At 45.2% G+C, this 26,039-nt stretch carries 26 protein-coding genes; 19 read left to right on the top strand and 7 right to left on the bottom strand.

Translation table 11 applies throughout. The features are described 5' to 3' along the window. Window positions 1–118: 118 nt before the first annotated feature. Together J7E85_RS16675 and J7E85_RS16670 are read left to right on the top strand one after the other, a co-directional pair. A complete protein-coding gene (locus J7E85_RS16675) occupies window positions 119–1,495 on the top strand; it encodes a nucleotide sugar dehydrogenase (RefSeq protein ID WP_215159617.1) in 1,377 nt (458 codons plus the stop codon). Next, window positions 1,488–3,011, top strand: a complete 1,524-nt coding sequence (locus J7E85_RS16670; RefSeq protein ID WP_215159610.1) for a glycosyltransferase domain-containing protein — start codon at window positions 1,488–1,490, stop codon at window positions 3,009–3,011. The genes J7E85_RS16675 and J7E85_RS16670 overlap by 8 nt, the downstream gene beginning before the upstream one ends. An 88-nt stretch (window positions 3,012–3,099) precedes the next feature. Here J7E85_RS16670 and J7E85_RS16665 read toward each other — a convergent pair whose 3' ends face one another. From J7E85_RS16665 to J7E85_RS16650, 4 genes are all read right to left on the bottom strand, one after another. Beyond that, window positions 3,100–4,050 carry a phosphotransferase gene (locus J7E85_RS16665; protein WP_215159607.1) on the bottom strand — a complete coding sequence of 317 codons (951 nt, stop codon included), beginning with the start codon at window positions 4,048–4,050 and terminating at the stop codon, window positions 3,100–3,102. Window positions 4,051–4,096: 46 nt separating this feature from the next. Further along, window positions 4,097–5,113, bottom strand: a complete 1,017-nt coding sequence (locus J7E85_RS16660; protein WP_215159606.1) for a glycosyltransferase family protein — start codon at window positions 5,111–5,113, stop codon at window positions 4,097–4,099. Between the two features lie 131 nt (window positions 5,114–5,244). After that, window positions 5,245–6,162, bottom strand: coding sequence for a right-handed parallel beta-helix repeat-containing protein (locus J7E85_RS16655; protein ID WP_215159604.1), 918 nt, complete (start codon window positions 6,160–6,162; stop codon window positions 5,245–5,247). Window positions 6,163–6,502: 340 nt separating this feature from the next. Further along, complete coding sequence (locus tag J7E85_RS16650) at window positions 6,503–6,904, bottom strand: CHRD domain-containing protein (protein ID WP_215159817.1); 402 nt, start codon at window positions 6,902–6,904, stop codon at window positions 6,503–6,505. Between the two features lie 184 nt (window positions 6,905–7,088). Between J7E85_RS16650 and J7E85_RS16645 the strand changes: the two genes are divergently transcribed. The 15 genes from J7E85_RS16645 (at window position 7,089) to J7E85_RS16575 (ending at window position 22,075) form a co-directional block, all read left to right on the top strand. Next, the gene (locus J7E85_RS16645; RefSeq protein ID WP_215159602.1) at window positions 7,089–7,895 is read left to right on the top strand and encodes a glycosyltransferase family 2 protein; all 807 of its coding nucleotides are present in this window, start codon (window positions 7,089–7,091) and stop codon (window positions 7,893–7,895) included. A 31-nt stretch (window positions 7,896–7,926) separates the two neighbouring features. Next, the gene (locus tag J7E85_RS16640; protein ID WP_251035774.1) at window positions 7,927–9,030 is read left to right on the top strand and encodes a glycosyltransferase family 2 protein; all 1,104 of its coding nucleotides are present in this window, start codon (window positions 7,927–7,929) and stop codon (window positions 9,028–9,030) included. Between the two features lie 12 nt (window positions 9,031–9,042). Beyond that, window positions 9,043–9,771, top strand: coding sequence for a glycosyltransferase family 2 protein (locus J7E85_RS16635; RefSeq protein WP_215159600.1), 729 nt, complete (start codon window positions 9,043–9,045; stop codon window positions 9,769–9,771). A 28-nt stretch (window positions 9,772–9,799) separates the two neighbouring features. Further along, entirely contained in the window at window positions 9,800–10,504 is a 705-nt protein-coding gene (locus J7E85_RS16630) for a sugar phosphate nucleotidyltransferase (RefSeq protein ID WP_215159598.1), read from the top strand. A 43-nt stretch (window positions 10,505–10,547) separates the two neighbouring features. Next, window positions 10,548–11,675 (top strand): CgeB family protein, encoded by a 1,128-nt coding sequence (locus J7E85_RS16625; protein ID WP_215159596.1) that lies wholly within the window; start codon window positions 10,548–10,550, stop codon window positions 11,673–11,675. A 192-nt stretch (window positions 11,676–11,867) separates the two neighbouring features. Then, window positions 11,868–12,788 carry a GT-D fold domain-containing protein gene (locus tag J7E85_RS16620; RefSeq protein ID WP_251035773.1) on the top strand — a complete coding sequence of 307 codons (921 nt, stop codon included), beginning with the start codon at window positions 11,868–11,870 and terminating at the stop codon, window positions 12,786–12,788. Then, a complete protein-coding gene (locus J7E85_RS16615) occupies window positions 12,785–14,116 on the top strand; it encodes a glycosyltransferase family 2 protein (protein WP_215159595.1) in 1,332 nt (443 codons plus the stop codon). Before J7E85_RS16620 ends, J7E85_RS16615 begins: the two co-directional genes overlap by 4 nt. 22 nt (window positions 14,117–14,138) lie before the next feature. Next, window positions 14,139–14,408 (top strand): hypothetical protein, encoded by a 270-nt coding sequence (locus J7E85_RS16610; protein ID WP_215159593.1) that lies wholly within the window; start codon window positions 14,139–14,141, stop codon window positions 14,406–14,408. A 1-nt stretch (window position 14,409) separates the two neighbouring features. Further along, the gene (locus tag J7E85_RS16605; protein ID WP_215159591.1) at window positions 14,410–15,612 is read left to right on the top strand and encodes a glycosyltransferase; all 1,203 of its coding nucleotides are present in this window, start codon (window positions 14,410–14,412) and stop codon (window positions 15,610–15,612) included. Between the two features lie 22 nt (window positions 15,613–15,634). Next, a complete protein-coding gene (locus tag J7E85_RS16600; RefSeq protein ID WP_215159589.1) occupies window positions 15,635–16,663 on the top strand; it encodes a glycosyltransferase family protein in 1,029 nt (342 codons plus the stop codon). Between the two features lie 26 nt (window positions 16,664–16,689). Then, the gene (locus tag J7E85_RS16595; RefSeq protein WP_215159587.1) at window positions 16,690–17,823 is read left to right on the top strand and encodes a DegT/DnrJ/EryC1/StrS family aminotransferase; all 1,134 of its coding nucleotides are present in this window, start codon (window positions 16,690–16,692) and stop codon (window positions 17,821–17,823) included. Then, complete coding sequence (locus J7E85_RS16590; protein WP_215159585.1) at window positions 17,820–18,995, top strand: ATP-grasp domain-containing protein; 1,176 nt, start codon at window positions 17,820–17,822, stop codon at window positions 18,993–18,995. The genes J7E85_RS16595 and J7E85_RS16590 overlap by 4 nt, the downstream gene beginning before the upstream one ends. A 166-nt stretch (window positions 18,996–19,161) precedes the next feature. Beyond that, a complete protein-coding gene (gene rfbC, locus J7E85_RS16585) occupies window positions 19,162–19,719 on the top strand; it encodes a dTDP-4-dehydrorhamnose 3,5-epimerase (protein ID WP_215159583.1) in 558 nt (185 codons plus the stop codon). Window positions 19,720–19,725: 6 nt separating this feature from the next. Then, window positions 19,726–20,712, top strand: coding sequence for a dTDP-glucose 4,6-dehydratase (rfbB, locus tag J7E85_RS16580; RefSeq protein ID WP_215159581.1), 987 nt, complete (start codon window positions 19,726–19,728; stop codon window positions 20,710–20,712). 217 nt (window positions 20,713–20,929) lie between these two features. Continuing rightward, on the top strand, window positions 20,930–22,075 hold the full coding sequence (locus J7E85_RS16575; RefSeq protein ID WP_215159579.1) for a YhcN/YlaJ family sporulation lipoprotein: 1,146 nt from the start codon (window positions 20,930–20,932) through the stop codon (window positions 22,073–22,075). 81 nt (window positions 22,076–22,156) lie between these two features. Here J7E85_RS16575 and nagA read toward each other — a convergent pair whose 3' ends face one another. From nagA to J7E85_RS16560, 3 genes are read right to left on the bottom strand one after another with little or no spacing between them, the layout of a single operon-like run. Then, a complete protein-coding gene (gene nagA / locus J7E85_RS16570; RefSeq protein ID WP_215159577.1) occupies window positions 22,157–23,344 on the bottom strand; it encodes an N-acetylglucosamine-6-phosphate deacetylase in 1,188 nt (395 codons plus the stop codon). Then, complete coding sequence (nagB, locus tag J7E85_RS16565; protein WP_215159575.1) at window positions 23,341–24,069, bottom strand: glucosamine-6-phosphate deaminase; 729 nt, start codon at window positions 24,067–24,069, stop codon at window positions 23,341–23,343. The genes nagA and nagB overlap by 4 nt, the downstream gene beginning before the upstream one ends. 3 nt (window positions 24,070–24,072) lie before the next feature. Beyond that, window positions 24,073–24,948: a MurR/RpiR family transcriptional regulator gene (locus tag J7E85_RS16560; RefSeq protein WP_215159573.1), complete on the bottom strand. Its 876-nt coding sequence runs from the start codon at window positions 24,946–24,948 to the stop codon at window positions 24,073–24,075. A gap of 289 nt (window positions 24,949–25,237) precedes the next feature. Here J7E85_RS16560 and J7E85_RS16555 point away from each other — a divergent pair, with 289 nt between their 5' ends. Both J7E85_RS16555 and J7E85_RS16550 read left to right on the top strand, forming a co-directional pair. Then, window positions 25,238–25,462: a helix-turn-helix domain-containing protein gene (locus tag J7E85_RS16555; protein ID WP_006208732.1), complete on the top strand. Its 225-nt coding sequence runs from the start codon at window positions 25,238–25,240 to the stop codon at window positions 25,460–25,462. Between the two features lie 279 nt (window positions 25,463–25,741). Beyond that, window positions 25,742–26,008, top strand: a complete 267-nt coding sequence (locus J7E85_RS16550; RefSeq protein WP_215159571.1) for a hypothetical protein — start codon at window positions 25,742–25,744, stop codon at window positions 26,006–26,008. Window positions 26,009–26,039: the final 31 nt, after the last annotated feature.

Genomic DNA, 26,039 nt, shown 5'->3' with positions numbered 1-26,039 from the left:
CTCCCCTCAAGCGTATTTCATATTTTATTAGGAGAAGGAAATTCATTATCGTCCGGTATTTCATCATGGATGTTTTTTGAACAAAGACTCAACCTTCAAGAAGGGATGGACAACCAGGATGAGCGAAATTTTGCACAAAATAAGAAGCAGGACGGCTACGGTGGCCGTGATCGGTCTCGGTTACGTCGGACTATCTGTGGCAGTGGAGGCGGCAAGAGCCAATTACAGGGTGTACGGAATTGACATTGATGAGAATAAAACGGAACAGTTACAACGCGGAAAATCGTATGTTACGGATATAAAGGATGAAGATATCGATTCTTTGATCCATCAGCGCCTGTATGCCGTTCATGATTTTTCAGTGCTGGCTGAGGCAGATATCATCATTATTTGCTTGCCAACTCCGCTTAACATCAACAAAGACCCTGACGTTTCCATGATTCGATCAGCCGTTGATTCCATAATCCGGTATGCGTCGAGAGATACACTGATAATTTTGGAAAGCACAACCTATCCCGGAACGACTGAAGAATTAATTAAGAATGTGATTGAAGTCAATACGCAATTGGAAGTGGGAAAAGATATTTTCGTATGTTATTCTCCGGAAAGAGTAGACCCGGGAAACCATAAGTTTAATGTAAAAAACACACCTAAAATCTTAGGTGGAATCACAGAGGTATGTGCAAATCTCGGCATTCAATTTTACAGTTCTTTTTTGGAGAACGTCATTCCTGTAAGCTCAACGGCTGCGGCCGAAATGGTTAAGTTGCTCGAGAACACGTTTCGAAGTGTGAACATTGCGCTTGTGAACGAACTGACGCTCATGTGTGATCGAATGGGGATTAACATCTGGGAAGTGATCGACGCGGCTTCGACCAAGCCGTTTGGTTACATCCCCTTTTTCCCAGGGCCGGGGATCGGCGGGCACTGCATCCCGATCGATCCGACGTATCTGTCATGGAGGGCTAAAAAGTTCGGATTCTATAATAAATTTATTGAATTGGCCAGTGATATCAACAGCAATATGCCCCGATATGTGATATCGCAGATTACGGACATACTCAATGACAATGAAAAGCCTCTAAAAAACTCAAATATTATATGCATTGGAATGGCTTATAAAAAGGATGTCAACGATATGCGCGAATCGCCTGCACTCGAAGTGTTCAGGCTTCTTCAGCAGAAGGGGGCTGCTGTAACCTACTACGATCCCCTCATTCCATGGTTTATAGACAATGGCCACAGGGTATCTTCTATAGAGCTTTTGCCGGATCTCATTGCCTCCGCTGATCTGGTCGTTATTACTACGGATCATAGTACGATCGATTACCAGTTTATTGCTGAGCATGCCGCTTTGCTGTATGACACGAAAAATGTGACTCAATCCATTAAAGGAAATATCGTATTGCTCGGCGGACATAAGCGATTTGGGAAAAGTTCATCCCAGGATGTGTCGATCCAAGATAACGGGGAAGGGAGGGAAGGGATTGATTGATGTTGTCATTTGTGTGCATAACGGTTTGGACGCAGTAAAACTATGTTTGGATTCCATTCAAAAAAATACTACACAAAAAATTAATTTAACTATCATTGATGATGGAAGCGATCAAACCACAAAGCAATATCTGGAACAGTACACACGACAATTTCGCTATAAATTAATTAGACACGATAAACCGCAGGGCTATACTGCTTCTGCGAATGAAGGGTTAAAGCAGTCAACATCGCGATACTGCATACTTCTCAACAGCGACACGATCGTAACCAGTCAGTGGTTGGAAAGGCTTACGGAAACGATGGAATCCGATCGCAGGATCGGTATCGTCGGCCCACTGTCTAATGCGGCCAGCTGGCAATCCATCCCTCATATGGATATTAGACGGAATGGGTTGGGGCCCAACATGTCGATCGAACAGATGGCCGAGCTTGTCTATCAAGCCTCCGATAAGAACTTTCCGAGAGTCATGTTTTTGAACGGTTTCTGTTTAATGATCAAGAAGGAAGTCATAGACAAAATCGGGTATTTCGATGAGAAGAACTTTCCGATAGGTTACGGGGAAGAAGATGATTATTGTCTTCGTGCCCGTGCAGCTAACTTTAAATTAAAGGTTGCCACTCATTGTTATATTTATCATCAAAAGTCGGCAAGTTTTGGAGCCGATAGAAGGAAGCGATTAGCACAGAATGGAATAGCTGCCCTCTTTCGCAAACATGGCGTCGATAGGGTTAGGCAATCGATACAAAAAATGGTCGATCATCGATTGCTCAAAGAAACAAGGGCAAAAATAAAATGGATATTAGCGTGCAGACGACAAATCATGACAGGTGATCAACGAAAAAACGTAATATACACAGCGATAACCGGTAATTACGATAAGCTCCAGGATCCTTCGCACTTGAGCAAGCATTGTGATTACTATTGTTTCACGGATAATCCGAAATTAAAGTCCGGGACCTGGAAAATGATTAAGTTAGATAAGATATTCGCTGATACGGCCCGTCAAGCAAGATGGATAAAAGTTATGCCACACTTATTGTTCCCGACCTACAAACACAGTGTTTGGGTTGACGGGAATATCCGAATTGTTGGAGATATCGATCGGTTTATTGAAAAATATAGCGCCACTTCACCGCTCGTGTTCTACAAACATGCACATCGAAATTGTATTTATAAAGAAGCGGATGCTTGCATTGCCCTCAGAAAGGATAAAAAAGAAGTCATATTAAAACAAATATCCTTGTATAAGAATGCGGGATATCCGAGAGACAACGGACTGATTGAGTCCGGTGTGATCTTAAGACGCCATAATGATCCAATCGTTACCGGGACAATGACCACATGGTGGAGACAAATTATAAGTTACAGTAAAAGAGATCAAATCAGTTTTAATTACGTTGCCTGGAAGCATAATGTTCAATTTACCGCGATCAATGGCAATATCCGTAATAATGAATTTTTTAAATTGAGTAAGCATCACTATAAGCCGGTTATGAAAAGATTGAAGCGCTAGAAATATGTATCCTAGGGGCTGTTGTCGTACAACAGCCCCTTCAACTTCTCCTTAAAAAGGGTAGTGTTCTTGCGCAAGGAGAAGTGCATTATTTAACGCCACCCAACTGCCTGCTTATCATCTCATCCTTCTTCAGTTCTTCTAATACAAAGTCTTTTATCTGGGAAATATTCAGTGGAAGTTTCTTTTTCCTGATCATTCCACCGATGTAGAAGTGGAGGCCGTGAGGAAAAATCGCATCTATATAGTAGAGTTCTTCAAAGGACTTCCCATCAACAAATCTCGCAAAATATTCTTTATAGTGAGAAGACAGCATCATCTTCGGTAACAAAAAGCGGATATCCTTGATCGGAGAGTCAACTCTTGTAAGCTCCAGATCAATGATCCAGACCTCTCCTGTTGCCGTTTTTATTGCGTTTTCATGGTTTAAATCTCCATGTGCAAGCCATCTTCTTTTGTTCACGGATTTGAGATGATCAGCGAGGAAGGACATCCTCCGGGAAGAAACTCTCAAACATTTCTCTGCTAATTGTATACATGGTTGGACATGCTTCCGTATGGAGTGCTGGTCGCTCCACTTCACTAAGTCTTTTAGTTTTAATTCATAGTCAGATATCCACGTATTAATTCCAACCCTCCAGTCTTCTGAACTTTGATTGGATGGGAGTGAACTTGGCCATCTAGCCTGCTGATGAAAATCCCCGATTGCCCTTGCACGGTCACTTATCGATACAGTGCTGCCAGAGATATATCTAGACAAATAATAATGATGCTTACCATGCTTGGTACATAGTTTCTTATGATTCGTGGCGATAACCTCAGGAATTTTTAAACCTTGCTGGAATAGCTTGTTTTGTAAAGAAATTGAAGGGGTGAAGGCTTTATTTGATCTGTAATCCGACTTAAGAACATAGCTTTCTTTATTATCGATTATCTTCCATACCGATTTACTCGGCGCGTTCTGAATCCATTCGATTTTCGGTTTTTTGATGTCATAATATTCGCTAAGAACCAACATTGCATCTTGAATTGTTGGCATGCTATCACCTCTCCATCAGATCATAGGTCATCATCTATTACAGGTCTTATGGTACGTCGATCAGGCCTTGAAAAAGAGATCTCCAATTTTCCGCACACTGTTTGACTGAAAAGTTCTTCGTCACGGCCTTAGCGGCTTTTTGTGATATTTTTATTCGAAGTTTGGGATTTTCGATCATTTCTCGAATCCCGTTGTACCAGCCCTGTTCTGTTTGAGGAACAACATAACCTGTTTCTTTATGGAAAACGCAATCACGGTATACGGGGGATAAGGAATAAATGCCGGGAATGCGGCAGGAAGCATAGTCGCGGAACTTCACATTACTTTTACAGCGGTAGAACAGATTATCGTCCATGGGGGCAAGACCGATATCCCAATTTGCCCGATACAGCTTCTTCATGAATTGGCTGTAATCCTCATTATGTTCCCGATGCGAGATATTAGGATGACCCTTCAATTCTTCAGGACAGTACCCATAGAACTCCAGTCTGACAAAATCTCCGTATTCCTTAAGTATACGCTTCAATGCGGGAATAACGGGTCGGAAAGAACTCTCCTTTTTTGCACCTTCGTATCCGATCACGAGTCGATCTTCCTTTTTCGGATCTCTGAAACTTGGTGCAAATGAAATATCAATGCCCCCTGGAAAATAGATCACTTTAGGATTAAATTGCTTCTTAATCAGTTCGCAAAAGACGGGTGATTCGACTTTGACCATGTGTGCGTTTTTTAGAAAGTAAATATAGGTTTCTTTATAAGCGGGTTTTGAGTATTTTTGGCCAAGAGGAGATGTTTGAGGAATCGCGAGAAAATGGTCGTCAATGACGTATACGGTTTTCTTTCCTTCAAGGCGTGCCCATTCTAAGCATTGAAGCGCTGCAGGCTCAATGCTTCTCAGAAACAAAATAATATCGTATGAAGAAATGATGGACCGGGTTACCTGTTTATGTGGAAGGATCTCAAATCTGCAGTATCCTTGTCCTTCCAGATAACGGAGAGGTGGGAGGAGAATGATTTGGTACGATGCGCTTCTCTTTGGACCGACCACAAGAATTTTTCTCACCTGATCACCTCCAATCAACATTGTTTATAGATGCCCATGCCCTATCGGTTAACTCAGTTGTAAAATAAGAGCTTGCCCTCAACATGAAAGAGGAGAGCAAGCGAAAGAGCGGCTATACATAAGACAAGGAATTAGAACAAGTTATTATCCGTACCTGTAATGGAGAGTTGAGTCGGCGTGTTACCGGTGAACCGATTTCCGAATGCGGTGTTTTCATTGCCTGAAATGACGAGTCCAAAATTTTTGTTGAATTCCATCTCGTTGAATTCCACACTGTTGAACGTCGCGCCAATGGCGATACCGGTTTGGGTGTTTTCATCGGAATCATTGGCTCCAAGATATCCGTTATCCCCACCTGTTGTGATCGAAATGCCGTTCCCTGTATTATTTTCCACGTTGTTGCGTATCAGTACGTTGTTTGCTGCTGCAACGGTGATTCCGCTTGTTCCGTTTTGCGAGACCGTGTTGCCGAATAACAGATTGTTCGCTGCGGTGCTCGAGATGCCGATCGTGCCGTTTTGAGAGACAGTATTACCGATAGCCGCATTATTGGCGCCGGCCAACAAAATACCCACACTTGTATTGCTGAAGGATACATTCTGTACGATCCAGCTGTCGGTGCTTACTACGTTGATTCCTGCAGCGCCTCCTGCGTCTTGAACACTGTTTCTCCACGCTACATGACCGGTACCGGCAGCTAAATCAATGCCAATACCAAGCGTGTTGTTAATGGTATTGCCAATAATGCGGTGATTGGTACCAGCGGTAACATCAATCGCATCGGCCGTGTAGTTTTGAATGGTAAATCCGTTAATTTCAACTCCCGCAGCAGCCGTGACAATGAACGCACTTGTTGCAGCGTTGAGTCCTTGGCGTATCGCTGCACCTTCATGTTTAGCTATAATTTTTACGTTGGAAGTCGCTACAGTCACCGCCGGCTCTGGATACGTTCCATCATTAACCAATACGACATCACCAGCTGCAGCTAATGCTACCGCACTTGCAATTGGCGTGCCTATAGGCGAAGGGAAGACTGAAATAATGGCCATCACTTCTACCTCCTTATATAGAATTGATTAAGGTTTTGTATTCTTAATCTAGTAACAGTTAATGCATTGGGAGAGAGTAATGTAAAGGCAGATGGATGAGATGAAACGCACATTTTTGAGAGGTTGAAAGAACAGATAGGTTAAAGCCTACGTTCCTACTGCCAAGACGTGGATCGTTCTCGAACGACAATGCACGTGGTAATATATGTGCAAAAAAAGTGCTTGTTCCCAACACATGGGTTGAGAACAAGCAAAATTCTACACTGTTAAAGTTCGAATTTAACAGTATGCCGGTCCGAAGCCCATATGATTGTAGGCAACATTTTTTGCGATCCAGTCTTCATCGGCGAACCTGGCCGCGAATTTCCCCATCCGGATTTTGGATCGTGTGAACGTTAACATAGGCATTACCACGCTCGAATTCACGGATCAGGTCTCGAATCGTTCTGCCTTGCAGAGGACCGATCAAATCCTGGTTCGTCAGAACACCCTGAACAACTCCACGTCTTACGGTGATACCGAATTTTGAAGGACCGAACAAGAAGGTGACAATGGGGCCGTTTTGTCCTACTCTTCCAAGATGAATATGAGCTTGCGTCACACGGTTGATGTTTCGAATAACAAGTCTGAATCTTAGCTCGGTACCTGTGCTATTGAGCTGAAATACGATATTACCTGTGGCCCTCGTTCTAACAGGTGGAACCTCATTTCTTCCTAGTAATAATGCCCTAAATGTTCTGATAGGTCTTCACTTCCTTTCTTTTTAATGTACTAGTTTATTCTATGTAGATAGAGTTGGTATGTTTATTGGTCTATAGCTCAACCCAATTTATTTCGCTATCAGGTACGAGTGCCGTTACAGTAAAAAAACCTATACATAAAATGAGGGGGAAGTCTTCTTAATCCAAACTTGGCAGGTGAGAAACATGTTGAAACGAAGTCCTGCGAGTCCCGTTAACAGAAAAAAGAGGAGAAGATCCCTATCCCCGATCAAAAATGCGGAGCTTCCGAGGGTATCCGTCATCATTCCTGCCATGAACGAGTCGAAGACCATTGCGGCAGTCATTCGGCAAGCCTATCAAGTGCACCCCGACACGGAGGTTATCGTTGTTGCCAATGGTTCAACGGACGGTACAGCCGAAATTGCTCAAAGCATCGGAGCGAGGGTGATTCACATGCCCTTTCCGCTCGGTCATGATGTGGGACGAAGTATCGGCGCTGCAGCGGCTAGAGGAGACATCTTGCTGTTTACCGATGCAGACATTGTTATTCAAGCAAGTGATTTGACGCCTTTAACGAAAGCTGTGGAAGATGGTGTGGATGTAGCTTTGAACAAGTATTTGGGTCCAACCGACAAGCATCACGTTCACAGCGTGATCCTCGCCAAGCATACGTTAAACATTTTGGTCTCCAATCCCGAATTGAAAGGAGCTTCTTTAACAACGATTCCACATGCAATGAGCCGTAAAGCAATAAATCAGATTGGTATCGACAATTTGGCTGTCCCCCCGAAAGCTCAAGCAATGGCCATTTATAATGGCTTGAAGGTACGAGGGGTCCATTACGTGGATGTGGGAAAAAGAAACCCCAGAAGGGGGAGAACCAAAGGAAATGATCCCCTTGAAACCTTGATCGTTGGGGATCATTTGGAGGCGATAGATTGGTTAATCTCTAAATCCGGCATGCGGGGAAATCGGTCGGATTTCACACGAAAAAGAGAAAGCGTGTGGTGATGGGATGGTGCGAAGAAAGCAGAGACGAGTTATGATGCCAGCCTCATATTCTTTTAGAAGAGCAATGAAGCCAATAAGTAAAAGAACAAGTGCCAAGAACAAACGCAGCCGCCATAAATTAGGGGCGCGGATTTTCAAGAATCGTCTGAGTTCAAACGGAGTTATCGACTATTGGAAAGAGAAAGCATACACTGTCGGTTATCAACAAGCAGTCCATGAAGATATTGAGCGTGAAGATACTGACCCCCATATCAAATTGAATGAGAGTTGGAACCGCTGGTACCATTCAGTTAGGCCGCTACCATGGGCGATTTACCACGCGGCAGCGTCTAAATTTGTGGAAGGACACCGTAAGCATTCTGGAATCTATCCAGGAAATGCAGTACTCCTGCCAACGGACAAAAGAGTAGCGGCAATTGTCTTGGTGATGAACGAGAAAGATACGATTTTACAATTGCTGGAACAGCTTCATCGGCTGCCGCTTCATGAGATCATTTTTGTGGTGAACGGATCAACCGATGAAAGCTTTGAAATGATTCGTAACCAATCGAAAGCGATTATTGTGCACTATAAACAAGCTTTGGGACACGATGTTGGCAGAGCAGTTGGGGCGAAGTTGGCCGATTCTGATATTCTGCTGTTCCTTGATGGAGATGTTCCGATATTAGCCGAGCATCTAGTACCGTTCATCGATGCCATTGAACAGGGTAGCGATATTGCCTTAAATGATATTTCTCCATTGATCGGGATGTTTTCCAAAAGAGACTACGTAACCATAGTTAAGGAGTTTATTAACCGATCCATGGGCAGGGCGGACCTCGAAGCGAATTCGCTTACGGCGGTGCCTCACGCGATCAAGAAAGAAGCAGCGCAGATCATTGGGTACGCCAATTTATCCGTCCCACCGAAAGCGCAAGTCATCGCCCTTGAAAAGGGTTTAAAAATAAATGCACCGGCCAGTGTAGACGTTATTACAAAAAATCGACTCCGGGCTCGAAATGTCGGACTACAGAATGCGGTTTCCGATTTGATCATTGGAGACCACATTGAAGCTCTAAAAACGGCATTCGATTTAAAGGGATCCCGTCTATCTTTTTCAGATCAGATTAGACAAAGGCAGCTTACCAAGGTTTAGAAGGTGGAAGCTATGATAAAAACAAGTATCATTATTCCGACTTTTAATGGAAAGGACCTGCTAAAGGATTGTATTTATTCCATTAAACGTCATACGGAAGAACCCTATGAGATCATTGTTGTGGATAATGGTTCCTCCGACGGTACCGTTGATATTTGCCGTCAAGAAGGGATTACCTTCATTTCATTGGCAAGTAACGTTGGCTTTCCCGCAGCATGCAACAAGGGATTAAAAATTGCAACCGGCGATACGATACTTCTGCTGAATAATGATGTCATCGTCACCCGCAACTGGTTAAAGAATATGTTGAATTGTTTGAACAGCGAAACGAATATCGGCATCGTCGGACCACTTACCAACTATGCAAGCGGCAAACAACAGATCGATATGCCTTATACCAGTTTGGAAGAGATGTCGAGTCAGCTGAATGAACCGGATGCGAAAAAGTGGCATCAGGTGGAACGAATTGTAGGGATGTGCTTCTTGTTCAAACGGGAGTTAATGGACCGCATCGGTCTGCTGGACGAACGTTATTCACCTGGTCATTTTGAAGACGATGATTATTGTCACCGGGCCAGGAATGCGGGATATACGTTCAGGATAGCTGGGGATGTCTTTGTTTTTCATCATGGAAGTGCCAGCTTTGCCAAGCAGGACATGAGTAAAGTGAAGCATCTTGTTGATATAAACAGACAGAAGTTTATTGATAAATGGGGCGTCGATCCAACGATCTATGTATAATTATATAGTTTGCGAAAGGAAGGGTTATATGAAAGGCGTCATTCTGGCGGGAGGTACGGGCACCCGTCTTTATCCATTGACCAAAGTCATAAATAAACATCTGCTGCCTGTCGGGAAAGTTCCGATGATATGTCACGGAATAGAGAAATTCAAAAAAGCGGGTATTGAAGATATTCTCATTGTGATCGGCAAGCAATCTGCGGGTTTATATATAGACCTGATCGGCAGTGGAAAAGAGTGGGGAGTAAATGCCACGTTTAAAATCCAGGAAGAAGCCGGGGGGATTGCCCAAGCTTTATACCTTGCCGAACCGTTCGTAACACCAGGCGAAAAGTTCGTGGTACTTCTTGGGGATAATCTGTTTGAAGATCATCTAACCACTTATGTTCAAGATTTTGAAAAACAAGCCGATGGGGCGCGTGTGCTTCTGAAGAAAGTTCATGATCCAAAGCGATACGGAGTACCAGTCTTGGAGAAAGACAAAATCGTAATGATTGAAGAAAAACCGGAGGAACCCCAATCTGATTATTGTGTAACCGGTATTTATATGTATGATTCGACTGTGTTTGAAACGATCCGAGCCATTAAACCATCGGCACGAGGTGAATTGGAAATAACAGACGTTAACAATGTGTACGCGTCGAAGGGGAAACTTACCTATGACATTTTAGAGGGGTGGTGGACGGATGCAGGAACCTTCCAGTCCTTATACCAAGCCAGCGGCCGATTGTAGAGAACTCAATATTTGGAATGAATAAGTCCGGAGGCATGACTGCATGAGAATAATGAATGATCATTTGTTGTTTCAGGGAGAGGAACAATCGGCTCACGTGGAAGGATACAGAAACGGTTTTACAGAGGGGCGGAGAGAGGGGTACCGGATTGGTTTTTCCGATGCAGTTATACAATCTTTACCCAAGGAAGAGGAGCCGGTCCGGGATCTCCGAATTCTCTATGTCACTACAGGCATTGGCGTTCCGTATCCTGCGCTTGATCAAGCGGTGACTGAAGCTTTAAAGGTATTGGTTCGAAGTCTTTCGGTTGCAAATCCTTCAGATGATATCGTTCTTTTGGCTAAGAAATTTCAGCCGGATCTAGTACTAGCGTTAAACGGAGTTGTTTTGGAAGCTGATACGCTCAAGGAGCTGCGGAATAGCGGATTTAAAACGGCCATTTGGTTTACTGACGACCCGTACTATACGGACTGGACGGTATCGATCGCTCCCCGTTACGATTACATTTTTACGCTTGAATCAAACTGCATATCTTTTTATCGAGATTTAGGTTGTGAGCACGTCTATCATTTGCCTTTTGCAGTCAATCCTAATGTATTTTACCCGATGCATGTACCCACCTCATATCAAACCGATATCTGTTTTATTGGAACAGCGTATTGGAACAGAGTGGAGTTAATGGATCATCTCGCCCCGATTCTGAAAAATAAAAAAGTGGTTATCTCCGGATGGTGGTGGGACCGGATGCAGCATTACGCCCAGCTGTCTGACAAGATCAAGCTCGGAGATTGGATGACGCCAGAGGATACGGCCACCTATTATAATGGTGCCAAAATTGTGATCAACCAGCACCGTTCATCAGATGATGATACGATCAATGCCAACAGTAGAAAAGTACAGGCGCTTTCCGTTAATCCCCGCACATTTGAAATATCCGGCTGTGGCACGCTTCAGTTATCGGATATCCGCCATGATATGAGCCAGTTATATTCCCCTGGATCGGAGATAGAGACCTATGGTTCTTATGGTGAATTGATGGATAAAATCGACTATTATTTGCGTCATGAGGAAGAGAGACAGCGAATTGCGTTGAACGGCTTGATGAGAACAAGAAAGGATCATACCTATCATAAACGTTTGGGTTTGATGCTTCGTACTATTTTCCCCTAGTTGTCTGGTCAAAATGGATTGTTATACCCGTTTCCTAATGAATTCTAAAGAATATATTGTGCGTAAGACGGGGTGATCATCATACGGCAGCACTTAGAAAAAAAAAGAAAAAGGTTGGTAAAGAGGCGACCTAAGCGGAAGTTAACTCTTCAAAGAACAAAAGCCCTTGCACCAAACGAGTGCACCCAGAAATTGCTGGAGCAAGCTGCAGCTTCTTTTAATGAAGGCTTTGATACCGGCTATGACGAGGCCATGATGCGGTCGCAGCATTCCGTACCCGAAACGAAAGTCAAACCAAGCTCGGGAGAGGGGTACGCGAAGGGATACTATGATGGAGGAGATGGGATCGTGGACTCGATTCTCCCGGAGCTCGAGGTTCTCCCCGAAATTTCGGTGCGCCAGATTATTGAAGAAGGGATGAAGCAACTGAGTTCTCAGTATTATCGTCTGATGAGCGCGGCGGAAGTTGCGGGAAGGATTAAAGAAGCTTTAGATTCAAGTTCCCGGCTGTCTGTAATCCGTTTAGGGGATGGAGAACTGCTTACGCTTGCGCAAGAAATGGTTTTGAACGAGGATGAGGTCCGGAAAGAAGGCCATTTTTTAAGCTATGCCGGTGTTAGTTTACCTGATCTAAAAGCAAGGGATATGCTGGCAGCCTCTGTTAGAAATGCAGATATTGTCGGAATTCCCAAATTAAGATTGTCAAACTTTCAACCTCTGTGCTTTTCCGTGTTTAAAGCTCACGGCATTGATTATCGAAAGTTACAGCTAACGTTATCGACAGTCAACTATGCATTACATTTGGAAGGTTTGTTGCCTGGGATCCTAGCAGGACGTCGAGTTCTCGTTGTGGGCAATTCTGCTCCTGGTCTTTCACGGGTGTTGTCAGATCGTGGAATCAAGGTGACTGGCACGGTTGCTCCCGTTGAAGGAATGAACGATATTCCCAGAACAATGGATGAAATTCGAAGTCGTCCATTCGACATCGCTCTTGTGGGTGCCGGCATTCCGGCTGTTATCATTACAGAGCGCATAGCCTCAGAGCTCGGGAAAGTCGCCATTGATTTCGGGCATTTGGCTGATTCATTAACCAATGGAGAGTCAACCTTATGAATCAGATGAGCAATCATAAAAGAAATGGTTACAACGACGGATTTAACAAAGGATTCAATTCCGGCTACAAGGATGGATATTCCCGTGGGCGGCATGTGGGAATAACCCAATTCACAAATGTCTTCCAAGGTACAAGTATCATTGTGCCGACCTATAATCAGCTTGACTATTTAAAAGAATGCATTGAAAGTATCCTCCACTATACTGATGTGCCGTATGAACTCATTATTATTGATAATGCATCTGATGACGGCACAGCAGAATTTCTCAAATCTTCCCAAGGACTCCGCTTTCAAATCAATGAAGAAAATTTAGGCTTTGCAGGTGCTGTCAATCAGGGACTTATGATGGCAAAAGGAACAACATTGATGATCTTAAATAATGACTCCGTTGTAACGACCAACTGGCTCTCGAATTTGCTCAACTGTTTGCAAAGCGACTCACGGTTCGGAATTATCGGACCGGTGACAAATTATATCAGCGGAGATCAACTGATCCATGTGAGCTACCAAGATATAGCGGAGATGCAGCAATTCTCTAAATCATACAATCAATCTAATGCGAACAGCTGGATCGTGACAGAACGATTGACGGGTTTTTGCATGTTGATTCGGCGAGATGACTTTAACCGATTGGGTTTTTTTGACGAAGGTTTTGAGATTGGAAACTGTGAAGACGACGATTATGGGCTGCGTGCCCGGCTTCTTGGCATGCAGCTAGTTATAGCAAAGGATACGTTTATTCATCATTACGGCAGCGTCAGTATGAAGACGTTAAATTCCAAATTCGAACAAGTGTATGCAAATAATCTTACGTTCTACTCCAGTAAATGGGGAGATCCCCATGATATGTTGTCCCTGAAGTGGCAGCAAAACATGAACAGCGCTATGAAGCTGCGTACCATTGATTTGTATCCGACATGTATCTTCGTGAGAGGCGCCAATTCGAAAACGTATTGGATAGAGAATAGGGTCAGGTATCCGGTTCATGGTGCCAGCGGAATTCAGCCAGTCCGAGTCTCACAGGTTGATCTGCGTTGCTGGCCGCTTGGGGATGGTATTTCTGCGGAGGACGCCATTGGGCGTATGAAGACTGTATATTTCTCATCGGATTCATGGGAGCAAGAAGGCAGGCTGATCAAACTTAAGAATGGCAGTGTTTATCAGTACAAGGGGAAGAGACTGCACCGATTCATGAATCGGCTCGCAGTGGCTGCTTGGCACCTTGATTCTTACGAGCCATTGCTAGTGAACGAGCAAGAGGTTCAGAAATATGAGGAGGAAGTTCCGATCATTTCTCCTCCGGTAATTAAGGCAGATAACATTTAATAAAGAGCAGAGGGTGAGATGGATGAAAGCACGGAGAAAAAATGGCGGTGCATCGTTGCGATTGAAAAGAAAAGGTATCCATGGAAGAGGTTTAAGAGGTAAGGGGATAAATAGAGCTTCTGGAGGAAAGAGAAGGAGGGGGCCGGGAAGCATAGCTCCGGTTCAAAATGCAGTCGACTATAACCAATCCTATGATGCGGGGTTTGATAAGGCGTATAACGAAGGATTTAACGTTGGTTATGCGGAGGGTATGGAGGCCGGTCATCAAGAAGCTTATAAAGGAGAAGGATAAGATGGCTTTAAGAAAAAAAACAAGGCCTCGAAAGCGAGTTGGAAAAGGAAAACGCCAACCTGTTCGTCTTAGCGCATACCAAATAGGGAGTATGGATGGTTTTCAGCGAGGAAAAGAGGAAGGTTTTGCACAAGGGCGTGCGGAAGCCCAGAAAAGGTCTCATAACGCTGTGGCCGTTATCGAGTCGGAGCTGCCAAAGATGGATGTTCTCGTTATCGCGGCAGGCATGATACCTTCGCTTGAAATCGGCGTTATTCAGCCCCTTAGTGCACTGAAAAAACAAGAGAATCTACAATTCGATGTGAAATTGGAAACTGATGTGACCCATGAAATGATTGCTGCTGCAAACACGATCGTATTTGTTCGTAATGTTGAGCCAGCCGCCTATGCATTATTGGAGTTGGCCCATCAGCTGAAAAAAAGAACGGTATATGTTATTGACGATAATTTCTTGGAGATTCAGCCGACGACTTCGGTGGGGGAATATTATAACGATCCGATCCGAAGAGAGACGTTTATTAAGTTTTTGAAAAACACGCAAATCATTAAAGTAGATGCGCCTGATCTCGGCACCTATATTCATGAGCGATACAATAGGCATGTCATTTATTTCCCTGCCAGCATCGACTTTGAGTGGCTGGATCAGCACGAGAGGAGAGATAAGAGTCAGGAGCAAGTTGTCATCGGTTATGCAGGAGGGGACAAAGAGGAAGATTTCGTTCCCGTCATTTCCGCTCTGAACAAAATTCTGGATTACTACGGGGGATTTGTGAGATTGGAATTTTTCGGCTACCTTCCGCCTTCACTGGCTGAACATCCAAGCGTTAAATATGAAGGTGGGGGGATGGAATACAAGGAGTTTATGAAGAAGCTAAATCAGAGCAACTGGAACATCGGAATTGCACCTCTTGCGAATAATTCATTTAACAAGGGGAAAACGAATACAAAATTCCGTGAATACGGTGCCTGCGGAATTCCAGGTATATACTCGAAGTCTCCTGTTTATATGCATTGGGTCGAGCAGGGCGAAACAGGCTACCTGGTTGAGCATAACGAGGAGCATTGGTATGAGGGAATCAAGGCGATCATAGAAGATCCAGCGATGCGGCAGCGAATCAAGGAGAATGCGCAAAGGGCAGCTCGGCAGCATTTTGCACTTCAGACATGCATCGATAATTGGAAGAAATTTATATTCAAAATGTAAAATCGGGGGAGAGAGCGGGAACATGGGGAAAAGAGGGGATATGAACGTTCTCATCATCGGATCGGATAAAATCGCTTCCTATAAAATCGGCATTGAGCAGCCGCTTCGCCATCTGCAGAAGATGGGAGTCTGCGAATTTGACGTCAGATCCGATAATGAGATGGACAGATCAAGGCTGGCTGAAGCGGATATCGTGCTCTTCTTCCGAACGGTTCAGCCTGAAGCATATAAGTTTCTGGAGATGGCCCGGGAGATGGGAAAAAAAACGGTGTACGTGATCGATGACCATTTTATCGCAATGTCCCCGGGATCGGATATGGGAAGATACTACCATGATTCTTCACGAAGAAAGACGTATGTTAAATTTCTGAAAAATGCTCAAATCGTAAAGGTAGCTTCCGGTTTTTTTGCCAAACATGTTGATACGCATTTCGGTCCCCAAAAAATAGTGTATTTTCCGGGAAGCGTTGATTTCGCTGCTATCTCCGGGTTGAAAAAGAACCGCAATGAAGAAGGTAAAGTTGTGATCGGGTATGAAGGCGGAAAAAAACAGGCGGCTTTTGAACCGGTTACCAGTGCATTGATTAAAATCATCGGGAAGTATGGGGATAAAATCAAAATGGAGTTCTGCGGGTACGTTCCTGATGAACTCAAAGATAAGCCACAGGTTTTTACGGAATCCTATGATGAAAACTATAAAAACTTTCTAAAGCGTCTCTACCGGTCCAACTGGGATATCGGGTTGGCGCCGTTGGAACGAACGCTGCTGCATGATTGCAAAAGCAACAATAAATTCCGAGAATATTCCGCCTGTAGGATTCCGGGAATTTATACTTCCTCTCCAGCTTACGAAGAATGGGTGACCGGAAAGGAAAACGGTCTGATTGTTTCCAGTACTGGTGATGATTGGTATGAAGCTATGGTCCAACTGATAGAGCAACCGGAACTGCGCCAGAGCATTGCAGAACATGCCGAACAAGTAGCGTGGGCAAATTTTTCAGTGGAAGCTTGCGCCGAACGATGGCGCTCACAAATTCTAATGTCGGAATAACAAGGATAACGAAAGGGGAGGTTCACTTGGACCATAAGCTGATACCTGTTCTTCAACCGAGTATAGGTCAAGAGGAAATTGACGCTGTGTCGGATGTTTTACGGTCCGGATGGCTTGGTCTTGGCCCCAAAACGGAACAGTTCGAGCAAGAATTCGCCAAGTATGTCGGCAGCCGTTTTGCGGTTGCGCTTAACTCCGGTACGGCTGCACTCCATCTAGCCATGGACATTTTGGGGATTGGGCCCGGTGACGAGGTAATCGTTCCTTCTATCACGTTCATATCCACTGTCCATGCCGTTAGTTATGTGGGAGCAACGCCGGTTTTTGCGGATATTGAACCCGATACGATGAACATATCTCCGGCAGATATCGAACGGAAGATTACGGATAAAACAAAGGCAATTATCGTTGTTCACATGGGCGGGCATCCCTGCGACATGGATACGATCCATGAGTTGGCGAATTCCAGAGGCATCAAGGTAGTGGAAGATGCTGCGCATGCGTGCGGCGCGGAATATAAAGGCAAAAAGATTGGCTCCATTAGCGATATCACCTGCTTCAGTTTTCACGCAGTCAAAAATTTGACGAGTGGTGAAGGCGGGGCGATCACCTGCAATACAGAGTGGATGAATCGTAAGCTGCGTGAGAAACGGTGGGTTGGTATCTCCCGGGATACATGGATACGATCGTCGCATGAAAAGGTGTATGCATGGCAGTATTTCGTTGATGACGTAGGGTATAAATATCATATGAATGATATGCAGGCTGCAATCGGGCTCGTTCAGTTAAAAAAGCTGCACCAATTGAACGGAAGACGAAAGGAAATAGCGGCTCACTACCAATCCGAATTAAATGACTTGGAATGGCTGGAACTTCCTCAGGAACAAATGTATGCTCATAGCTCCTGGCATTTGTTCCAAGTTAAATTCAGCAAAGAAAACTCGAGAGATCGCATGATTGGCCACTTGCAGGAACACAATATCGCGACGGGTGTTCATTACTATCCATGTCACCTGCATCCTAGCTACCTGCATTTAAAAGCCATCGTGCCGCTATCCTCAGAGATCTGGAAAAGAATTCTAACTCTTCCCATTCATCCGAATATCACAGAAGAGGATATGGATCGGATCATAACCCGTATAAGGGAGTTTAAGCCATGAGAAAACTGTTGGTTCTAGGTGCAGGAATCTCTCAGCTTCCATTAATCGAAACTGCGAAAAGAATGGGGTTGTACGTCATTGTTGTGAGCCGCTATGGAAACTACCCGGGATTTGCCCAGGCTGACAAGGTTTATTATGAGGATACAACCCATATGGATAAGGTAGTTGAAATCGCCCGTCTTGAAGGAATTCATGGAATCTGTACAACGGGCACGGATGTGGCCGTCAAGTCGATTGGCAAAGTAGTGGATGAATTGGGAGTTAGCGGATTGAGTTTTGAATCCGCTCAACTCTCTTCAAATAAATGGAAGATGAAGCAGGCTTTTATGAAACATGGCGTTAGAACGGCCAGGTTTCTAAAAGTCAAAACATTAGAGGAAGCTTACAGCGCTTTCGAAGTATTGTCACCACCTCTCATCTTTAAAGCAGTGGACGGTGGAGCAAGCAAAGGCATTGTAAAGGTTGCGGATGTCGCCCATGTAGACTACGCCTTTGAAACAGTTAGAAAGGATACGAAATTGGGTTTTTTTATCGTTGAAGAGTTTATTGAAGGAACTGAGTTTGGAGCACAGGCTTTTGTTTACGACAACCAAATTCGATTTATTATGCCTCACGGAGACTTTGTCTTTTATGGAGATACGGGAGTTCCCATCGGTCATTATGTCCCTTACGATTTACCTGAAGAAGTGCAGCAGGATCTGTTTTCCCAGTTAAAACAGAGTATCGAAGCGTTACAATTAAATAATTGCGCAATTAATGCGGATTTTATTTTGAAAGACGGGCATGTGTATGTTCTTGAAATCGGCGGCAGAGCGGGAGCGACCTGCTTACCCGAACTGGTGTCTACTTTCTACGGATTCGATTACTATGAGCAGATGATCAAAGCTGCTCTTCATATGAACCCGAGTTTTCCTGCTCATGCTTCACAGCCATGCGCGTGTGAACTTCTGATATCCGACAAAGACGGGGATATTACTGGAATTGTGAATGGAAATGATAAGCATGAGAATATTATTCAGATATCCTTTGATTACCATCTAGGAGAAAAGGTAAATAAATTCAGGGTTGGCACAGACCGAATCGGCCAGATTATCGTAAAAGGGAATCGTTTGGAAGAAGTATTGAGTCTGCTGGAAGAAGTTAAGGAAAAAATAAGAATCGAACTAGGTTAGATCCTATAATCACTGTAAAATCTCGATCTGTAATTACGATCGGGATTTTTGCATTGGTGAGAGTGCTGCCTATATCCTAACTTGGGATTAGACATATAAATAATTAGGGGTGGCAGACCGACGTTGGCGGTAAACCTTTCTCTAATACATGTACCGGAGGCAGCAGATGAAAATCACGGATACAAAGCTCAAAGGTGTGAAGCAGATTGAACCGGCAGTGCATCAAGACCATCGAGGATTTTTTATGGAAAGTTTTAATGATCGAATCCTTCAAGAATACGGCATTAAGGAAAGTTTTATTCAGGACAATCACTCGATGTCACGCGAAGCGGGTGTTATTAGAGGCCTTCATTATCAGCTGTCTCCCAAGGGACAGACGAAATTGATCCGCGTTGTTAGTGGAGCGATCTATGACGTGGTTGTTGATATTCGGCTGGGTTCTCCTACCTATGGACTATGGCAAAGTTTCATTTTGTCTGAAACAAATTATCATCAACTCCTCGTTCCCAAAGGATTCGCCCATGGCTTTTGTACCCTTGTTCCGGATACTGAAGTCATTTACAAGGTCGACGCCTATTATTCGCCAGAGCATGATCGAGGTATTGCCTGGAACGATCCGGATCTTAATATCGATTGGCCTGCGAACAAACCTGTTCTTTCTGACAAAGATTCGAAGCATCCTCTCTTGGCTTCGGCGGAAAATAACTTTAAATATGAAGGGTGAGGTAGCATGAAGATTGTTGTCACAGGCGGGGCGGGATTTATAGGTAGCAACTTTATTCGATATATGCTGTCTCAACATCCGCATGACGAATTTATTAATGTGGATTTATTAACTTATGCCGGAAATTCAGGCAATCTAATGGAGGTGCAGACGAATCCTCAATATCGCTTTGTGAAAGCGGATATAAGAAACAAGGTGGCAGTAGAACCACTCTTCAAAGAGGGGATTGATGCGGTAGTAAATTTTGCAGCTGAGTCTCATGTCGATCGCAGCATTTTGCACCCTGAATTATTTGTCATGACGAATGTGATTGGAACTCAGACGCTCCTCGATCTGTCCAGGCAATATGGTGTCAGCAAGTTTGTCCAGGTTTCTACGGATGAAGTCTACGGGACGCTTGGAGCCACTGGATTATTTACTGAAGAATCACCAGTTCAGCCCAACAGCCCTTATTCTGCAAGCAAAGCGGGCGCCGATTTGCTTGTACGGGCTTATTATGAGACGTTCGGCTTGCCAATCAATATTACTCGCTGTTCAAACAATTACGGCCCATATCAGTTTCCGGAAAAATTAATACCTCTTATCATCTACAATGCTGTGCATAACAAACCCCTTCCGGTGTATGGCGACGGTTTGAACGTACGCGATTGGCTGTACGTAGAGGATCATTGCCGGGCAATCGATCTGGTTTTGCGCCGCGGCGTTGATGGAGAAATATATAATATTGGAGGACATAACGAAAGGAGTAATTTGCAGGTCATCCGAACGATCCTGACTGAGTTGAACAAACCTGAATCATTGATCCAGCACATCGAAGATCGCCCGGGACATGATCGTCGTTATGCGATTAATGCTGATAAGATAAGGAAGGAGCTTGGTTGGACTCCCCAATATAATTACGAGAGCGGAATTCGCGCGACGATTCGATGGTATCAGGACAACATAGCTTGGCTTGAACAAGTTCTAACACCGCTAGGAGAGCAAGGTGATTAAAGGGCTTGCCCTAATTTGTTTTCGTTTAGCTGAATAAGACCAAGAATTTATAATGGAATGAAACGCCGATGCTGAATGCTTTAATCGGCGTTTTTTGGTGCATTAAAGGTCTAGTTAGCATTTATCTTCCATGTTAAAACCTTTCAGCATACCACTTCTGCCGCAAGGTCATCCTATACGATGTTACTACACTCATTATAGAGATGGAGGATGAATCATGATTAAATCCAAGGCCCTCAACCTGACCGTCTCCACGGCATTGCTGCTCAGTATGGCTGCAGTAGCAGGATGCGGTAACGCCAATGACGGCAACACGACACGTACGAAAAATGTGGACGGTGGCCGTATCGGTGTGAATTCCGTACGGAATAACCAGAATGTCCGCAGTACGCAGCAGCATGACCTGACGAACCTGAAGTACAGCAAAACGCTGTCCAAAAAAGTGTCAGATATCAGTGGTTTAGGTACAGCCCACGTATTCGTGACGAATCGCAATGCGTATGTCTCGCTGTCCAGGGAGGGCATGAACACCAACAACACCAACAACACCAACAACATCAACGGTCATGTGACGGGTATGAGCACGGGTGCAAATCGTGCCACTGACCGTACGATGACGGGCACGAACACAACGAATGTTAGAAATCGTACCTTCGGCACTTCAAGTACAGGCAGCGTAGGTCTTCTGCGAGGCATGGCAAATGATACAAGACGCGCAGTGGACAATACAACAGGTCTTGGAACAGGCCTAGGCCGTAATGCCGATAACCGCGGCTTCGGTGTAAACGGAACGACAACCAATGGCGGATTTGGCGGCAGCAATTATAATACGTTGAACGGTACACGCACGAATGGACTGATGGGTACTAACGGCACACGTACTAATGGACTTATGGGTACTACCGGTACACGCACTGATGGACTTATGGGTACTAACGGCACACGTACCAATAACCTTAACGGAACCAACGGTACGACAAATAACACTTATATGGGAACAGGCATCAATGGCGTTCCTTATGGCACTTACAACAATAATAATATGGGTATGATGAGCACTCGTGAAGAGGTTCCTCAGCATGTTCGTCATGAAGTAACGAGCAAGATTCGCAAAACCGCTCCACATATCAGTCAAGTATATGTTTCCACAGATGAGGGATTTTATCAGCATGCCAATCGTTTTGGAACGGACGGTCATGCAGCGAACACAGTTGGAACGCTTTCGCGCGATTTCGGCACATGGATTAACCGTGTATTCCCGCTGAATGTAGGCGGTCGTGACGGCATGAACGACACCCGCGGCAACTTGATGAAGAATGATACGGATGACGGTTGGTTTGGCGGTAATCGGAACAGCCGGTAAAACCTCTATATCAAAAGGAGCTGCCCTTTAGGAATGAAATTATCCCTAAAAAGGCAGCTCCTTTGCTTTGTTTGCTATAGATTAATGTTTGCGTTGTCCTTGAATCCAAACGCTTTGAAGCTCTAGATCACTTGAAAGGATTAGCACGTCGGCAAGCTTGCCGGCTTCAAGAGAGCCTGTAAGATCAGCGATGCCGATTTTTGTGGCGGGATTCAGACTTCCGACGCGGGAAGCCTGTTCAATGCTCAATCCAACCTCTCGGACCAACAGCTGAAAGCCTTTGATCATCGTCAGCGTACTGCCAGCCAGACTGTCTCTGTTGCTCTTGAGCGTGGCGATGCCGTTCTCTACAACAACCGGCAGGTCACCCAGCGTATATTCGCCGTCAGGCATACCGGTAGCGGACATCGCATCGGTAATCAGAATTAGATTTCCGTCCTGCTTCATGCGGGCTAGAATCCGAATGGCAGCGGGGTGAACATGGATACCATCAGCAATAATCTCGCAGCTTAAGCGATCATCACTCAGCATTGCGCCCACCACGCCAGGCTTGCGGTGATGCAATCCTGTCATCGCATTAAACGTATGCACGCCATGGCTAAGACCTGCTTCCACGGCGGCTTCGACTTCCTCATAGGTGGCATCCGTATGCCCCAGAGCGGCTACGATCCCGTGGTTGTTCAGCCAAGAGATGGCCTCTAGCGCTCCCTCACGCTCCGGTGCCAGCGTCACCTGGCGAACTAGGTCAGGGTAAGTGGATACCCACTCTTCCAGCCAATCGATATTAGCATGGACGATATGCTCCGGATTTTGTGCACCAGGCCATTTTGGGCTGATAAAAGGGCCTTCCAGATGTACGCCTACCAGTCTTGTGTAAGGCATATCTTGGCTCTGGTAGTCGTTAACTTCTTGCAATACATGGTCGATAGCTGCCTTAGGGGCCGTCATCGTGGTAGCAAGCATGGCCGTAGTGCCCTGAGAGCTGTGGAACGACGTGATTTTATCCAGGACATCCTTGGTGGCATCCATGAAATCTTCACCATTACCCCCGTGTACGTGGATATCAATAAAACCGGGAATAATGTAGCCATCCGGTTGATTGATCACTTCCGTTGCTGCCTGCTTCAGATCAGCAGGGAGTCCGGAAGCATCACCGGCGTATGAAATGCTCTCTCCTTGAATGACCAGCACGCCGTCTTTGCAGATGCCGTTTGGCGTCAGGACTTGACCATACAGCAGTTGGACAGATTCTTTTCGTTCGCCACTCATACCAGCAGTCTCCCTGCGCCTTGATCCAGAAGGACAACTACGTTCGGATGACATTGAAGCAGCGATGCCGGACACTCTGTGGTAATTGGTCCTTTCAATGCGCGGTGAACAATTTCCGCTTTATCCTCACCACGGACGAGGAGAAGGATTTGACGGGCTTTCAGGATCGTAGCAACACCCATCGTAATCGCATGGGTTGGCACATCATCCAGGGTAGGGAAGAACCTTGCGTTGGCGTTACGTGTTTTCTCCTGCAGCTCAACCACATGCGTACCGCCGCTTAAGGAATCACCAGGTTCGTTGAAACCGATATGTCCGTTATGTCCAAGGCCTAGAAGCTGGAGATCAACCGGGCCAAATTCTTCCAGTATTTTATCGTAATTCAAGCATTCTTCTTCCGGATTGTTGGCATTGCCGTTCGGTACATGGGTCCGTTCGATCTGGATGTCCACATGATTAAAGAACTTCTCATTCATGAAGGTGCGGTAGCTCTCCGGATGATTCTCGGGAAGGCCTACATATTCATCCAAATTATAGGTTGTGGTTTGGGCGAAGCTGACCAGACCTTGACGGTTCATTTCAATCAGCTTGTTATAGAGCCCGACTGGCGTGCTTCCTGTAGCTAGTCCCAGCGTGGCACGCGGATTGGTGTGGAGCAGACTGGAGATCTGGTTAGCGGCTGTTTGCACAAATTGTTCTTCATCGCGGAACGTATAAATATTCATTGGTTATTGTCCTCCTCGGCTTTTGCGATAGTTTTGAACATTAAGATATGATTGCTCCAGACGGGGAATATACGTAGAGAAGTCCCGACTGGCCATACCCATGAACAGGATGTCAATAATGTGAAGCTGGGCGATACGCGAAGCCATGTCTCCCCGGCGCATTCCTTCCTCTAATGAAGATGAATACAGTGTGATGTCTGCCAGAGCGGAGATGGCACTGCTTCGGTACGACGTGATGCTGACCGTGAAGGCGCCGGCGTCTTTGGCACAATTCAACGCATCGATGGTCTCTGGCGTTTCGCCGGAGTATGAAACAGCCACGGCAACATCGCCTGAAGTCAGTGTGGAGGCGGATGTGATCTGCATATGCGAATCTGCAAAAGCCGTGCAGTTTTTGCCGATCCGGATCAGCTTCTGGTAGAAGTCCTGTGCCACAATGGAAGAGGTAGCCACTCCGTACAGATCAATTCGCTTCGCGCGGCATAGGGCATCCACGGCACGCTCCAACTGACCCAAATCGAGCAGCTCTGTCGTATCCCGGATCGAAGTCAGATGATTGGATTCAATCGCCTCAACGATCCCGGCAAGCGGGTTGCCGGCAACGATATCCTGGTAGCGCGTATTTCCCGTGCGCGAAGCCATTTCGGCATGTGCGATCTCCGCGGCGAGCTTGAGCTTAAAATCAGGATACCCCTTACACTGAAAGTTCTTACAAAAACGGGTTACAGTGGCAGCGCTGACCTCACACTGCTCTGCAAGATCTTTAATGCCCATATGCACAATCTCGGATGGAGCTGTCAAAATAAACTCTGCGAGTCGTCGTTCTTGACGGGGCAGACTTTCCTTTTCGACAGAAATAATATGCAAGATTGGTGTCATCAAAAGCCTCCTTCAAGGTTCCCGGTGAGCTTATTGTTGGGCATAACGAATGGGATTCTAGTTTTGAAAATAATTTTTAAAAACACGAAAAAATAAAGAAAATAATTTTTACACCCTCATCATAGACCAACATTCGAGAGGAAGCAAGGACAAAAATCGCCTATACGGGCCAATCGCCCAAATTGTTGGCCTCTTTCGCACCTTCCCCCCTGATCTGACATAAGATGAGTTGACTGTATCCCTTACCCTTGTTAGACCACACATACCCGGGCAAGGAGGGGTGACACCATTGAAGGGGACCGACCACAACAGTAAGTTCTTGTTAACCCACCGTGAACGCGAAGTATTTGAATTGCTAGTTCAGGATAAAACGACTCGCGATATCGCCGGGCAGTTGTTTATTAGCGAAAAGACGGTGCGTAACCACATCTCCAATGTCATGCAGAAGTTAAACGTCAAGGGCCGTTCGCAAGCTGTCGTTGAGTTGATAAAACTCGGTGAGTTGAAGATCTGACACCATGCCGGTTGCATGAACGAAAGCACAGCGAAAGCCTTCCTTCCCGTAGCAACGGGAGTGAGAAGGCTTTTTTGTGTTTTCATTCCGGGAACCCGGTTGTATTTTGTGATTGGGAATGCGCCCGCACCGCCATTACAAATAGAGATATGTTAAAATGTTCGCAGTTGGTATTAGATGTAGCGACGTCGTTTATACGTGATCATGGGGTGCGAATCTGTTAATCGTTTTGTAGGTATTTTGTACAAATAGCCTGTACATGTCGGAGGTGAAATAAACATGGATTGGATGATCGGGACCGGAGTGGTTCTAGTTCTTCTTGTAATTGTAGGGTTCAGGCGCAAAAAAAGCAGCGGAAGTGAGCGTAATGTCATCCATTTAAAAACAAAAACGCGAACCCGGAGCGGACAGGATGGACAAGCGTGCAGTAAATGCCGCCGCAAGCGTCAATTAATCTTTTACGCGGATGACTCCGGCGCTGTAAGAGGGCTGTGCACCGATTGCAAAAGAGAGCTTGAGCGACATCAGGAATTATATCCCCTATAGTGTGTAACGGTTCTTAATCGAAAGGGAGTGC

This window comes from Paenibacillus sp. ISL-20 (assembly GCF_018613005.1).
Classification (GTDB): domain Bacteria; phylum Bacillota; class Bacilli; order Paenibacillales; family Paenibacillaceae; genus Paenibacillus_AQ.
Note: the sequence above shows the minus strand (reverse complement) of the source record. Positions and strands in the feature narration are given on the sequence as shown.